Genomic DNA, 13,546 nt, shown 5'->3' with positions numbered 1-13,546 from the left:
CCCATGGTCAACTTTTTCATTCAACGTCCGATCTTCGCCTCGGCGATCGCCGCGATCATGGTGCTCGCCGGGGCGATTTGTTTCTTCGTCCTGCCGGTCTCGCAGTTTCCCGAGATCACGCCGCCGCAGATCGTCGTCAGCGCCAATTATCCGGGCGCGAGCGCGCAAGTGGTGGCGGACACGGTCACCACGCCGCTCGAGGAGCAGATCAACGGCGTCGAGGGCATGACCTATCTGTCGTCGGCGAGTTCGAACGACGGCTCCTCGACCATCACCGTGACCTTCAATGTCGGCTATCCGCTGAACATCGCTGCGGTCGACGTCCAGAACCGCGTGTCGCAGGCGGCCTCGTCGCTTCCGGCGATCGTGAACCAGGGCGGGGTGACGATCAAGAAGCAGAATCCGAACTTCGTCCTGATCGTCAACTTGACCTCGCCCGACAAGTCGGTCGATTCGGTGACGCTGTCGAACTACGCGTATTTGCAGATCGTCGATCAGATCAAGCGGCTGCCGGGGGTCGGCGACGTGCAGATGTTCGGCGAGCGTCGCTATTCGATGCGCGTCTGGCTCGATCCGGACAAGCTCGCCAATCTCGGCGTGACGGCGGTCGACGTCCAGAACGCCATCGCCGAGCAGAATGTCCAGGTCGCCGCGGGCAAGGTCGGGCAATCGCCCGCGCCGCCCGGAACCCCGTTCGAATTGCAGGTCAACGCCGCCGGACGGCTTTCCGACCCCGAGCAGTTCTCCGACATCGTCGTGCGCGCGGACCCGGCCAGCGGCGCCGTCGTCCGGCTGCGCGACGTCGCTCGGGTGGAATTGGGCGCGCTGCAATATTCGTCGTCCGCCTATTTCGGCAAGGATCCGACGGTCGTCCTCGGCATCTTCCAGATGCCGGGCTCGAACGCGCTCGATCTCGAGCGCCGGGTCAAGGAGAAGATGGACGAGCTCGCGACGCGTTTCCCTCACGGGATCGCCTACGCGATGCACTACGACACCACGCGCTTCGTCTCCGCTGCGATGCGGGACGTCGTGGTGACGCTGATCGAAGCGCTCGCGCTCGTCGTGTTCGTGGTTTTCATCTTCCTGCAGAGCTGGCGCACGACGCTCATCCCGACGATCGCCATTCCGGTCTCGCTGATCGCGACGCTCGCGGTGATGGAGGTCTGCGGCTTTTCGCTCAACATGCTGAGCCTGCTCGGCATGGTGCTGGCGATCGGCCTCGTGGTCGACGACGCCATCGTGGTGGTGGAGAACGTCGAGCGCCAACTCGAGGCGGGGCTTCCGCCGCTTGCCGCCGCCAAGGCCGCGATGGCCGAGGTGACCGGGCCGATCATCGCGACGACCGCGGTGCTGATGGCGGTGTTCGTGCCGGTCGCCTTCATTCCCGGCGTCGCCGGCCGGCTCTACAATCAGTTCGCCCTGACCGTCGCGATCTCGGTCGGCATATCCGCGTTCAACTCGCTGACCTTGAGCCCGGCGCTGAGCGCGGCGATGCTGCGCCATGGCCCGAAGGGCACGTTCTTTCTGTTCCGCTGGTTCAACAGGGGCTTCGACGCGCTTTCGCACGCTTACGCCCGGGCGGTCCGGCAGTTCATCCGGTTCGGCTGGGCGCTGGTCGGCGTGTTCGTCCTGATCATCGTCGGCGCCTATGGGCTCTCCCGCAACATTTCCTCCACCTTCCTGCCGGTGGAGGACCAGGGCTATTTCTTCGTCGTGATCCAGGGTCCGGACGGCGCGTCGCTCGAACGCACCGACGCGGTCGCGCAAAAGGTGCGCGACATCCTGCAGGCGACCCCGGGCGTCCAGATCGCCGGCTTCATCAGCGGCCTCAATTTTCTCACCAACGCCGCGCAGTCGAACTCGGCCGTCGAGTTCGCGGTGCTGAAGCCGTGGGACGAGCGCGGCCCGGACGAGAGCGCCTCGGCCCTCGTCGCCAAGGTGCGGCCGAAGCTTCTCGGCATTCCCGAGGCCTTCGCGCTGAGCTTCGATCCGCCCTCGGTCAACGGCCTCGGCACGACCGGCGGCTTCGAGTTCGAAGTCGAGGATTTCGCCGGCAAGGGCGGGCCCGCTCTGAACGAGGCGACCCAGGCGTTGATCGCCGCCGCGCGCAAACAGCCCGAGCTCAACCCGCAGTCGCTGTTCACCTCGTTCTCGGCCTCGACCCCGCAGCTCTTCTACGACCTCGACCGGACCAAGGCGAAGCTTTTGGGCCTGAGCCTGCCCGACATCTTCAACACCCTGCAGATCGATCTCGGATCGCTCTACGTCAACGACTTCAACCTGTTCGGGCGCACGTTCCGCGTCACCTTGCAGGCCGACAGCGCGGCTCGGGCTTCGGCGTCGGATCTGAACAAGCTCTATGTGCGCAACGCGACCGGCGGCTCGATTCCCTTGAGCGCCCTCGGCACGCTCAAGCCGATCGTCGGGCCGGAGACGGTCCCCCATTACAACACCTACCCCTCGGCGCTGATCAACGGCGCGCCGGCTCCGGGGTTCAGCTCGGGTCAGGCCGTCGTCGCCATGCAGCGCGCCGCCGCCGAGACTCTGCCGCGCGACTTCGGCTTCGAATGGACCGGCGTGACCTATCAGGAGCTCAGCGCCGGCTCGATCGCGACCGTGGTGCTGGCGCTGGCGATCGTGTTCGTCTTCCTGATCCTGGCCGCCCAATACGAGAGCTGGACGATGCCATTCATGGTGCTGTCGTCGGCTCCCCTCGCGCTGATCGGCGCGCTCGGGGCGCTGTGGGTGCGGAGCATGCAGATCGACGTCTATTCGCAGATCGGCTTCGTCATGCTGATCGGGCTCGCCGCCAAGAACGCGATCCTGATCGTCGAGTTCGCAAGGCGCCGGCGCGAGGCGGGATTGGGCGTCGTCGACGCGGCGATGGAGGCGGGTCGGCTGCGTCTGCGGCCGATCCTGATGACCGCCTTCGCCTTCATCTTCGGCGTCATACCCTTGATGTTCGCCACCGGCGCCGGCGCCGCGAGCCGACAGTCGCTCGGCACCACGGTGTTCGGCGGCATGGTCGCAGCGACCGCGCTCACCCTCATCTTCGTGCCGGTCTTCTACGCGCTGATCGAACGCGCGCGCGAGGGCCGGTCCGAAGCAGCGGCGGCGCGTCAAGTCCCGCCCCATCCCGAGCCGCGGCCCGAAGCGGCGGAATGATTGCTGGAGTTCCCTAGATGCGCCTCCTGACCGCAACCCTCGCCGCGCTGGTCGCCCTCGGCGCGGCCGGAATAGCCGGCGTCCAGATCGCCGGGCACTACTTTGGCGGCGCGAAGGCCTCGGCGCCGGCGCCGGCGATGATGGCGATGCCGGTCCCGGTCGCGCCGGTCGTCAAGACCACGCTGCCGATCTACCTCGATTATCCGGGTCGGATCGAAGCGATTCGCAGCATCGCCCTCGATGCGCGGATCTCCGGCTATATCGAATCCCAGCCGGCCCAGGACGGGGCGGACGTGAAGAGCGGCGACCTGCTCTACCAGATCGACCCTCGTGACATGCAGGCCGCGCTCGATCAGGCCGAAGCGCAATATGAGCGCGACCAGGCGTCGCTCGACTACGCCAAGGCCAATTTCGGCCGCGGCGAGGAACTGGTGAAGAGCGGTTACGTCACCAAGGACGTCTACGATCAGCGGTCGAGCGCCATGCGCCAGGCCGAAGCCGCGCTGTCGCTCGACCGCGCCCAGATCGCCGCGGCGCGGCTCAATCTGAGCCACGCCGAAATCCGCGCGCCGTTCGCCGGCAGGCTCGGGCGCAATCAGGCCTCGAAGGGGGCGCTGGTCGGGCCCTCGACCGGCGCGCTCAATACGCTCGTCGAACTCGACCCCATCTATGTGTCCTTCAACCCGAGCGAGTCGGACCTCGGCACGATCGCCCAAGCGCGCGCGGCGGGGAAGGTCGAGGCGGAAATTTCGCTCGCCGACAGCGCCGGCGCGGTCCGAAAGGGAGAGCTGACCTTCCTCGACAATTCGGTCGACAAGACGACGGGCACGATCGCCGCGCGCGTCACCATCGCCAACCCCGATTTCGCTTTGCTGCCCGGCCAGTATGTGCGCGTGCGGCTGCACATCCGGGACGAGCCGGACGCCCTGATGGCGCCGGAGGCCGCGCTGGGATCGAGCCAGTTGGGCAAGTTCGTGTATGTGGTCGGCGCGAACGACAAAGCGGAAATGCGTCTGGTCACGCTGGGCCCGAGCGCCGGACCGATGGTCAATGTGGTCAAGGGTCTCGGCGAGGGCGACCGGATCATCGTCGGCAATCTTCAGAAGCTCGGGCCGGGCTCCCCGGTCCAGGCCTTGCCGGCGCAGGACAAGCCGAAGCCTTGACGCATACGCGCCGTCATTGCGAGGAGGGAAACGACGAAGCCATCCATGCCGCCCCCGGGCCTTTTGACATGGATAACTTCGCCGCCCTCGCAATGACGGGAACCAATCGGCGATTCGTCGTCTTCCATCGTAGGAGCCCCTTATGATCCATCTGCACTACTGGCCGACGCCGAACGGCAAGAAGGTCACGATCCTCCTCGAAGAGCTCGGCATGCCCTACAGGATCGTTCCGGTGAACATCGGCAAGGGCGACCAGTTCACCGACGATTTCCTCAAGATCGGACCCAACAACCGGATGCCGGCGATGGTTGATGACGAACCCGCGGGCGGCGGGGCCCCGATCAGCGTCTTCGAGTCCGGCGCGATCATGATGTATCTCGCCGAGAAGGCCGGGCGCTTCTATCCGCAGGACCTTCGCGGCCGCTATGAAGTCAACCAGTGGGTCATCTGGCAGATGGCGAACCAGGGCCCGAAGTCGGGCGAGTGCGGGCATTTCCGCCGGCTCGGCGACAAGCAGGGCGATCAGTCTTACGCGGTGCGCCGCTTCACCGACGAGGTGAACCGACTCTACGGCGTCCTCGACAACCGGCTCTACGACCGGCGCTACATCGCCGGCGACGACTACACGATCGCCGACATGATCAGCTATCCCTGGACCGTGAACTGGCAGGGTCAAGGACAGGACATCTCGGATTTCAAGTACTTCAAGCGCTGGTTCGACGAGCTCTCCGCGCGTCCCGCCGTGCAGCGCGGTCTCGCCGTCGCCGCCGGTCCAGCCGAGGACGTCGACAGCCTGCCCCAGGAAGAGAAGGATCGGCGCACGAAGCTGCTCTACAACCAGCGCGCCCGTCCGGCGCCGGACGGCGGGCTTCTCGCGCTATGAGCCGGATCCCCCTCTCCATTCTGGAGCTCGTCCGCGTCACCGAGGCCGTGGACGCGCGCGGCGCGCTGATCAATGCGCGCGACCTCGCGGCCCACGCGGAAGCGTGGGGCTACCGCCGAATCTGGGTCGCCGAGCACCACAACATGCCCGGCATCGCCAGCGCCGCGACTTCGGTGGTGCTCGCGCATCTGGCCGCGGGCACCAACACCATCCGCATCGGCGCGGGCGGGATCATGCTGCCGAACCACGCCCCTTATGTCATCGCCGAGCAGTTCGGGACGCTGGCGCGCCTGTTTCCCGGCCGCATCGACCTGGGGCTCGGCCGCGCGCCGGGCACCGACCAGTTCACCCTGCGGGCGTTGCGCCGGTCGAACGAAGCGGCGGACGCCTTTCCGCAGGACGTGCTCGAGTTGCAGGCCTATTTCGCCCCGGTCGCGCCCGGCCAGCGCATCCAGGCGGTCCCGGCCGCCGGGACGGAGGTTCCGCTCTGGATTCTCGGCTCGAGCCATTTCGGCGCGATGCTGGCGGCGGAGCTCGGGTTGCCCTACGCCTTCGCCTCGCATTTCGCCCCGGACGAACTGATCACCGCGCTCGGCCTCTACCGCAGCCGGTTCAAGCCGTCGGAGCAGCTCGACCGCCCCTACGCGATGGTCGGCGTCAATGTGATCGCGGCCGCGACGGACGGCGAGGCCAGGCGCCTCGCCACCACCCAGCAGATGGCGTTCGCCAACATCTTTCGCGGCGCGCGGACCTTGAGCCAGCCGCCGATCGACGACATCGAGACCTACTGGTCGCCGGCCGAGAAAGCCCAGGCGAAACGCATGCTGGCCCGCTCGATCGTCGGCTCGCCGGACACGGTTCGCGAGGGCTTTCGGGCGCTGGTCGCGGAGACGCGGGCCGACGAGCTGATCATCGTCTCGGACGTCTACGACCACCCGACCCGGCTCAGATCCTTCGAACTGATCGCCGAGGCGGCGAGCGCCGGGTAGCGGACCGGCCGGCGGATCGGAGCGGCGTTCGCCCCGAGACCGCCGCGCCGGAAGCGAATCCGGAAAGCCGGCCCTGCTGCGCGCGCGACCTAATAGCCGTGATCGACCGCCGTCGTGTGAAGAGGAGCGTGCGCCACCGTCACGCCGGCGGCCAGACCGCAACTGACCGCAACCGCCACCAGAAGCAACAAGATTCGAACCATGTCCGCCCTCTCGAGCCGCGATCGTCCCCGCTGGCGCCCGTTCCGGGTCGCCGGGTTCGACGTCGCGACGCCCCCGCGTTCGCGCTTTTTCGCCCCGTTCGCCGTGACGCCCGTCACAGCGCGCGATCGATAGCGCAGTCCGCGGCGTAAAGACAACCCCACACTGGCCGAACGCCGCCCGACGGCCCGATGGCCGCCTGTTTTCCGCCGCCTGTGACCGCGACGACACGCAGGCGCCGATCTCTCCCCCGATCGGGGCCGAGGCGGCTGGGCGGCGCCGCCTCGCGCGCTCATCCGGCTCCCGGCCCCACCGGGAGGACGCCGTCTTGCGGCGGCGCATTTCAGAACCAGCCGCCGGTCGCGGAACAAAGCCGCGGCGCGTTGGTTTCGGTGCCGACATGCGGTGGTAGGGAGGTGTTTATGCCCGAGCGTCTGGTGGACGTCGAGAGGCAGGGCGCGGAAGTCCTGCATACGTTTCCGGTCGCGCTGAAGCCGCCGGTCGACCCGGCCGACGAGGAGCCCTTCAAGCGAAAGGCCCTCGAGGCGGCGGCGCACGCCAAACTGGTTCCCAACGAGGAGTTGGAGCGTCTGGACGCCAAGATGCATGTCAGCCGCGGCGGCCAGCTGACCCCGTACGGTGACCCGCTCGGCGTGCTGGCGGAAACCAAGGCGGGCCTCGACCAGTTCGATCGCGAGCGCGCCTATTTCCTCTGGGAGCAGGCCGGGCGGCCGGAAGGCCGCGCCGACGACTTCTGGCACGCGGCGCAGCATGAACGCTTGCGCGCCCGCGCCTATGCGCTGTGGGAACGCGAGGGCTGCCCGGAAGGCAAGGCGGAGGAGCACTGGCGCCGCACCCGGGCCTTCGAGGAGAGTTGACGCCGGGGAAGGGCGGCGATTGCATCGGGGGCGCGGGCGTCCGACAACGGGGCGCGCCTCCCGTCCTTGGGCCTGTCGCCATTGCGGCCCCGGATCGTGACTTTCCAGCGCGTTGAACGAGACTCCGGTTCCGCGCGTCGCGCCGCGGTTCTTGGGGAAGGGATTGTCCCGGCGCGCCGGGTCCGCTTCCGTCGCCGGCGCCTCGCCCGATCCCGGTCGGCAAGGGGGTTCCGCTCTTCAGGTGGGTCGGACGCCGCGTCGGCCGGAAGAGGCGGAGCCTGACAACGCCTGACGAGGCCCGAGGCCCCGCGCGGACGATTGGCCTTGAGGGAGGCGCTCGCGCGTTCCCGCAGGCGGTTCTTCGGCGACCCCGAACGCGGGCCGCAGGCCCACAGCTTCGAAGAGACGCACGCGATCATCTGTAGAAACTTGGACCGGATCGATTAGTTAGACAGCGTCCGACGCGCAGTTCGTTTTTGCTGTTCATTATCGGCGAGACGACGAAGCGGACGTCAAGGACGCGCGCTATGCGCGCGCCGGCTTTGCCGGAGCTTCGCATCCTTGACCCCCGCCTCGCGCTCGCCAAAACGAGCCGCCAAGAACGAATGGCCGGATATCGACCAGCCCTGACGTTGACCGAATGATTGAAACCCAACTTTCTCAGATCAACCATTGGAGGAACCATTTCAACAGCCTCCAGCCGGTAACCGAGAGGCAGAAGACACTGCCTCAGCCAGAGACCTCGCGACGACTTTCGCCGAGTCCCGAATGCTCATGGCCCGGCAGCTCGCCAATCCTTTCCCCGACCACCTGCTCGCTGTCGTCGCCTTCTGGGCCTGCCTGCTGTTTCTCGGCGACGGTCTCGTCGCGACGCCGAACGCCGTCACGGTGTCGGCGCATTTGTTGGGCTCAATTGCGGTTGCCTGCGCGGTCTTCCGAATTCTGGAGCTGAGCCACCCCGACACTGGCGTGATCCGCCTTTCTCCCTCTCAGGTCGACCGTCTGGTTTTGCGGCCTGGCGATGAAGCCGACGCGGAGCCGGAGACCGGCGGATCGACCGATCGTGTCGCCCTCCGGACGTAGAGCGCCGCGCCGGCGAAGGCGCGCCCGGCGAGGGTGGGTCTCGAACTGCAAGCTGCCCGGTTCTCGAGGTCCGCGTTAACGCAAAGCCGATCTGCCAATATAGGGAGGAGATGCGCTGTGCCTGATCCTTCGCAGTTCAACATCGACCGCACCCATCCGGGGCGGTGGACCGTCACCTTCAGCAACCCGCCGATCAACATGTTCGTTCCCGCGACGATCGTCGAATTGGGAGCGCTGATGACCGACATCGAGGCGGATTCGTCGGTGAAGGTCATCGTATTCCAGTCGGCGAATCCCGATTTCTTCGTCGCCCATCTCGATGTCTCGAAGGCGGCGGAACGGCCGGGGGCGCTGGACCTTTGGCGCGACTTCGTGTTGCGCCTCGCGTCCGCGCCGGTCGTGAGCATCGCCAAGATTCGCGGTCGCACGCGCGGCATCGGCAACGAGTTCGTGCTGGCCTGCGACATGCGCTTCGCCAGCCGGAAAAGCGCGGTGTTCGGCAACCCCGAGATCGGCGTCGGACTGGTCCCGGGCGGGGGAGCGCTGGAATGGCTCCCGCGTCTGGTCGGTCGCTCGCGGGCGCTCGAGATTGTCCTCAGCGCCGACGATTTCGACGCCGATATCGCCGAGCGCTACGGCTGGGTGAACCGCACCCTGGACGATCACGACCTCGACTCCTTTGTCGAGGCGCTCGTCCGGCGTCTGGCGTCGTTCGACCGTGAAGCGCTGGCCGCGGCGAAGGCCCAGATCAATCGGTTCGGGACGCCGACGGCAGCCGAGCTTCAGTCGAGCAACGACATGTTCTTCCCGACCCTGGCCTGGCCCAGCGCGCAGGCGCGCCGCGCCAAGCTCGGCAATATCGGGTACGGCGTTCCGAGCGACTTCGAATTGAACTTTGGTCGTTACCTTCCGACGTTCGGGCAGGCGGACGACGATCACGCGAAGACGCTGCGCGAGTGATCGCCGGCCTGGATATCTGAACTCGGCGCCGACGCCCGATGTTCGCCGGCGCCGCGTGAATACGCATCTCTATGCTGAGCGGAAATGGTCGTTAGGCAAAACAACACGGCTGCCATTGCCGGCGGTTTTGCGGATATCCGGCGCCCCCTGCTGGCGCAAGCCCGCCAGGTTTCATCGGTCTCTTTTCTTCAGAAAGGAGTTCACCCATGAGTGCTGTCGAAAAGCGGGCGGATAGCGACACGCTTCCGATCCGAGCATTTCGTGTCAGGTTTCCGGAGGAGGCGCTGGTCGAGCTCAAACGACGCATCGCCGCGACGCGGTGGCCCGACCGGGAAACCGTCACGGATCAATCGCAAGGCCCGCAACTCGCGACGCTGCAAAAACTCGCGCGCTACTGGGAGACGGAATACGATTGGCGCAAGGTCGAGGCCAGACTCGACGCCCTGCCGAATTTCCTGACGGAGATCGATGGGCTCGACATCCACTTCATTCACGTTCGTTCGAAGCACGAGTACGCGCTGCCGCTCATCGTGACGCACGGCTGGCCCGGCTCGGTCATCGAGCAGCTGAAGATCATCGATCCGCTCACCAATCCGACGGCCCATGGCGCCAGCGCAGCGGACGCCTTCCATCTCGTCATCCCGTCGATCCCGGGCTACGGGTTTTCGGCCAAGCCGACGACGACCGGCTGGGGGCCGGAGCGCATCGCGCGCGCCTGGGTCGAGCTGATGAAGCGCCTCGGATACACGAGGTTCGTGGCCCAAGGCGGCGATTGGGGCGCGATCATCACGGACGTGATGGGCGCGCAGGGCCATCCGGAGCTGCTCGGCATTCACTCGAACATGCCGGGCATCTTTCCGCCCGACATCGACAAGGCCGCCCTGACCGGGGCCCCCTCGCCCTCCGGTCTCTCGGCGGATGAGAAAGCGGCCTACGAGCAACTGGCCCTGGAATATGCCAAGGGCATCGGCTACGGCTACCAGATGGGCTTGCGCCCGCAGGCGCTGTACGGAATCGCGGATTCCCCCGTCGGCATCGCCGGCTACTTTCTCGATCACGACGCGCGCAGCCTGGCGATGATCTCACGCGTCTTCGACGGGCTGTCCGAAGGGCTGACGCGAGACGACGTTCTCGACAACGTCACGCTGACCTGGCTCACCAACACGTTCACGTCCGGGGCGCGCCTCTATTGGGAGGCTTTCGAGAGCAAGGTTTCCTTCTTCGGCGTCAAGGGCGTCGCCGTCCCGGTCGCCGTCAGCGTCTTTCCCGACGAGCTCTATCGAGCGCCGCGGAGTTGGGCGGAGCAGGCGTATCCGAAGCTCGTCCATTACAACAGGCTCGAGAGAGGCGGGCACTTCGCGGCCTGGGAACAGCCGCAGCTCTTTGTCGAAGAGCTTCGCGCCGGCTTCAGATCGCTCCGAAAATCGACCTGAAAGCCTTCGGCGCTCGACGGGGGGTGGAAGCAAGGGGTCGGATCCCCCGTTCGCAAGGCCCTTGCTGCGCCGCCGCCGTCGCAGCGTCCGGCTTCGAAGGAGCCTCGTGCTCGCGAAAGCGCCGGGCGGACGACGGGTTCGGAGCGCCTCCGCGGCGCCCCCGGCGTCGTCCCCCGCGAGCGGCTCACCCCCGCCCGACGAACGGCATCTTGGTCGCCATGATCGTCATCGTCAGCACGTTGGTCGACAGCGGCAGGCTCGCCATGTGGACGATCGCGGCGGCCACTTCCGCCACGTCCATCGTCGGCTCGACCGCGATCCGCCCGTCGGCCTGCGGCACGCCCTGGGTCATCTTGTAAGCCATCTCGGTCAGCGCGTTGCCGATGTCGATCTGACCGCAGGCGATGTCGTGCGCGCGCCCGTCGAGCGCGAGCGATTTGGTGAGGCCGGTGATCGCGTGCTTGGTCGCGGTATAGGCCGCCGACATCGGCCGCGGGACATGGGCCGAGATCGAGCCGTTGTTGATGATCCGCCCGCCTTGCGGCTGCTGCCGCTTCATCAGGCCGAAGGCAGCTTGCGCGCAAAGAAAAGCGCCGTTGAGGTTGACGTCGACCACCGCCTTCCACTGCGCGAAAGTCAGTTCGTCGAGCGGGACCGCCGGCGCGCTCTGCCCGGCGTTGTTGAACAGGAGGTCGAGCCGGCCGAAGCCGCCCTCGATGGTCTTGAACATGTCGGCGACGGCCGCGGGATCGCCGACGTCGCAGGCCGACACGATGGCGCGCCGGCCGATGTGGCCGATCTCGCGCGCCACCGCGAGCAGCGGATCCTTGCGCCGCCCGGCGAGCGCCACGTTCCAGCCGGCGCGGGCGAGCGCGAGCGCCGAGGCCTTGCCGATCCCGGCGCCGGCGCCCGTCACCAGCGCGAATTTGTCGCCGCTCATCGATCTCCTCCCGTCGCCACGAGCGCCGCGCCGCGCAAATCCGGGGCCATCCGCCACACCGCGGCGGCCAGCACGATCGCGCCGCCGATCACGGTCGGCGCGCCGGGATTCTCGGCGAAGGCAAGAAACACCCAGACCGGCCCGAGCACAACGTCGAGCAGGGTGATCAGCCCCGCTTCGGCCGACGGAATGAGCTTCGCGCCCTCCATGAACAGCACGAAGGCGAGGCCGATGGTGGTGAGGCCGAACAGGAACAGCACGCCGAACTCCTGCAGGCCGAGCGGCGGATGCGGCGACAGCGCGAATCCGACGAGGCCCGAGCCGAAGGCGCCGATGGCGTTGACCGCGATCATCGAGGCGTGCGGCCGGCGGCGCTGCAGCACCACCATGCCGGCGAAGGCGACCGTCATCAGGGCCGAGAGCGCCTGCCCGAGCAGGCGTCCGGAGCCGAGCGCATCGCCGACCATGATCGCGACGCCGGCGAAGGCGACCGCGCCGGCGACGAGGGTGCGCCTCGAAACCGCCTCGCGGTTGACGAACCAGCCGATCGCGGCGGCGACGAACGGCAGCGTGGCGTAGATGATCATCACGTCGGCGATGGTCGTCGTCATCACCGCGGCGGTGTAGGCGGAGATGGCGACCAGCGCGAGCCCCGCCGCCAGCGGCGACAGCCAGCCGAAGCCGAACACGTCCTCCATCCGCCCGAGGCGCCACTCGACCACGCCCACCACCGAGATCGACGCGGCCCCGAGGGTCGCCCGCCAGCCCATCACCGTCCAGAGATCGAGATGGCCGACGAGGCGCGCGAACACGCCGGCGAGGCTCCACATCACCGTCGCGGTCAGGACCAGAAACACGCCGCGCCGGCGCGCGGACGATTGGGCCGGCACGGGGAAGCCTCATGGGTTCGCGCGAACGGAAGTCCGGATGATACGGCCCGCCCGACGCGTTTGGCAAACCGCGCCGCCGCGAATTGCGCTCCGCAAATCCGGCGGCTATGTCCGTCACGGCGCGGCGGGGGAGGGACCATGTTCGAGGGACACCTGGGCGTCATCGCCGCGACCGCGAACGTCGCCTTCCTGCTGGCCTTCCCGTCGCTGTTCTCGATCATCAACCCGATCGGCGGCGCGCTGATCTTCTCCGTCTACACCCGCGCCTTCGCCCAGCGGGACCGGCAGACGATCGCCGGGCTGGTCGGCTTCTATTCCCTCGCCATCATGTTCTGCGCGCTGTGGGGCGGGGCCTATGTGCTGAGCTTCTTCGGCGTCTCGATCGACGCCCTGCGCCTCGCCGGCGGCACGGTGGTCGCGCTCAGCGGCTGGCATCTGCTGAATTCCGGCGAACAGCACCCCGACCAGAAGACCAGCGGCGACGCCGCCGGGGACGCCGGCGACGACCCGAAGCAGGTCGCCTTCTTCCCGCTCACCCTGCCGTTCACCACCGGGCCCGGCACGATCGCGGTCGCGATCACCCTCGGCGCGGAGCGGCCCAGGGACAGCGCCCACGCCCTCGCCTTCTTCATCGGCGTGACGCTCGCGGCGATCGCCAACGCCGCGATCATCTGGATCGCCTATCGCTTCGCCGACCGGCTGACGGCGATGATGGGCGCGACGGCGCGCCAGGTGGTGGTGCGGATGTCGGCGTTCCTGCTCATGTGCATCGGCGTGCAGATTCTCGTCACCGCCGTCGGCGACCTGGTCGCGGAGTGGCGGGGGTAGGCCGCGGTTTGCTTGCGGCGAGAGCATACTCGTTTCGAGCGCCGCGGCCGGCGCGCACGGGCGTCCTTCCCCGGCTCGGCCGGGGAAGGTGGCCGAAGGCCGGATGGGGTGTGGCCCGCGTCATCGATGATGA

At 67.6% G+C, this 13,546-nt stretch carries 11 protein-coding genes; 9 read left to right on the top strand and 2 right to left on the bottom strand.

Translation table 11 applies throughout. The annotated features are described in order from the left end of the window. Positions 1-3: 3 nt before the first annotated feature. The 8 genes from DFR50_RS26400 to DFR50_RS26365 all read left to right on the top strand — a co-directional run bounded on the left by DFR50_RS26400 (position 4) and on the right by DFR50_RS26365 (position 10,755). Entirely contained in the window at positions 4-3,165 is a 3,162-nt protein-coding gene (locus DFR50_RS26400) for an efflux RND transporter permease subunit (RefSeq protein WP_113892389.1), read from the top strand. 17 nt (positions 3,166-3,182) lie between these two features. Continuing rightward, positions 3,183-4,328, top strand: coding sequence for an efflux RND transporter periplasmic adaptor subunit (locus DFR50_RS26395; RefSeq protein ID WP_113892387.1), 1,146 nt, complete (start codon positions 3,183-3,185; stop codon positions 4,326-4,328). Positions 4,329-4,470: 142 nt separating this feature from the next. After that, entirely contained in the window at positions 4,471-5,211 is a 741-nt protein-coding gene (locus DFR50_RS26390; protein ID WP_113892385.1) for a glutathione S-transferase N-terminal domain-containing protein, read from the top strand. After that, positions 5,208-6,200: an LLM class flavin-dependent oxidoreductase gene (locus DFR50_RS26385; RefSeq protein WP_113892383.1), complete on the top strand. Its 993-nt coding sequence runs from the start codon at positions 5,208-5,210 to the stop codon at positions 6,198-6,200. Before DFR50_RS26390 ends, DFR50_RS26385 begins: the two co-directional genes overlap by 4 nt. Positions 6,201-6,823: 623 nt before the next feature. Continuing rightward, complete coding sequence (locus DFR50_RS33190) at positions 6,824-7,279, top strand: DUF2934 domain-containing protein (RefSeq protein ID WP_113892381.1); 456 nt, start codon at positions 6,824-6,826, stop codon at positions 7,277-7,279. Positions 7,280-8,053: 774 nt separating this feature from the next. Continuing rightward, positions 8,054-8,362: a hypothetical protein gene (locus DFR50_RS26375; RefSeq protein ID WP_147262934.1), complete on the top strand. Its 309-nt coding sequence runs from the start codon at positions 8,054-8,056 to the stop codon at positions 8,360-8,362. Between the two features lie 117 nt (positions 8,363-8,479). After that, positions 8,480-9,322, top strand: coding sequence for an enoyl-CoA hydratase/isomerase family protein (locus tag DFR50_RS26370; RefSeq protein ID WP_113892377.1), 843 nt, complete (start codon positions 8,480-8,482; stop codon positions 9,320-9,322). A gap of 206 nt (positions 9,323-9,528) precedes the next feature. Next, positions 9,529-10,755 carry an epoxide hydrolase family protein gene (locus tag DFR50_RS26365; protein ID WP_113892375.1) on the top strand — a complete coding sequence of 409 codons (1,227 nt, stop codon included), beginning with the start codon at positions 9,529-9,531 and terminating at the stop codon, positions 10,753-10,755. 184 nt (positions 10,756-10,939) lie between these two features. Here the strand turns inward: DFR50_RS26365 and DFR50_RS26360 are convergent, their stop codons facing one another. Both DFR50_RS26360 and DFR50_RS26355 read right to left on the bottom strand, forming a co-directional pair. Continuing rightward, positions 10,940-11,695 carry an SDR family oxidoreductase gene (locus DFR50_RS26360; protein ID WP_113892373.1) on the bottom strand — a complete coding sequence of 252 codons (756 nt, stop codon included), beginning with the start codon at positions 11,693-11,695 and terminating at the stop codon, positions 10,940-10,942. Continuing rightward, complete coding sequence (locus tag DFR50_RS26355) at positions 11,692-12,585, bottom strand: DMT family transporter (protein WP_113892371.1); 894 nt, start codon at positions 12,583-12,585, stop codon at positions 11,692-11,694. Before DFR50_RS26355 ends, DFR50_RS26360 begins: the two co-directional genes overlap by 4 nt. A gap of 138 nt (positions 12,586-12,723) precedes the next feature. Here DFR50_RS26355 and DFR50_RS26350 point away from each other — a divergent pair, with 138 nt between their 5' ends. Further along, on the top strand, positions 12,724-13,413 hold the full coding sequence (locus DFR50_RS26350; RefSeq protein ID WP_113892369.1) for a MarC family protein: 690 nt from the start codon (positions 12,724-12,726) through the stop codon (positions 13,411-13,413). The last annotated feature ends 133 nt before the right edge of the window (positions 13,414-13,546 follow it).

Origin of the sequence: Roseiarcus fermentans, assembly GCF_003315135.1 — a bacterium.
In the GTDB taxonomy this organism is placed as follows: Bacteria; Pseudomonadota; Alphaproteobacteria; order Rhizobiales; family Beijerinckiaceae; genus Roseiarcus; species Roseiarcus fermentans.
This window is presented reverse-complemented; position numbering and strand designations above follow the sequence as displayed.

Bases quoted from the DNA above. Each gene is read 5' to 3' on its own strand.
- DFR50_RS26360 (WP_113892373.1), bottom strand. From the start codon at position 11,695: ATGAGCGGCGACAAATTCGCGCTGGTGACGGGCGCCGGCGCCGGGATC.
- DFR50_RS26390 (WP_113892385.1), top strand. From the start codon at position 4,471: ATGATCCATCTGCACTACTGGCCGACGCCGAACGGCAAGAAGGTCACG.
- DFR50_RS26400 (WP_113892389.1), top strand. From the start codon at position 4: ATGGTCAACTTTTTCATTCAACGTCCGATCTTCGCCTCGGCGATCGCC.
- DFR50_RS26395 (WP_113892387.1), top strand. From the start codon at position 3,183: ATGCGCCTCCTGACCGCAACCCTCGCCGCGCTGGTCGCCCTCGGCGCG.
- DFR50_RS26365 (WP_113892375.1), top strand. From the start codon at position 9,529: ATGAGTGCTGTCGAAAAGCGGGCGGATAGCGACACGCTTCCGATCCGA.
- DFR50_RS26375 (WP_147262934.1), top strand. From the start codon at position 8,054: ATGGCCCGGCAGCTCGCCAATCCTTTCCCCGACCACCTGCTCGCTGTC.
- DFR50_RS26350 (WP_113892369.1), top strand. From the start codon at position 12,724: ATGTTCGAGGGACACCTGGGCGTCATCGCCGCGACCGCGAACGTCGCC.
- DFR50_RS33190 (WP_113892381.1), top strand. From the start codon at position 6,824: ATGCCCGAGCGTCTGGTGGACGTCGAGAGGCAGGGCGCGGAAGTCCTG.
- DFR50_RS26385 (WP_113892383.1), top strand. From the start codon at position 5,208: ATGAGCCGGATCCCCCTCTCCATTCTGGAGCTCGTCCGCGTCACCGAG.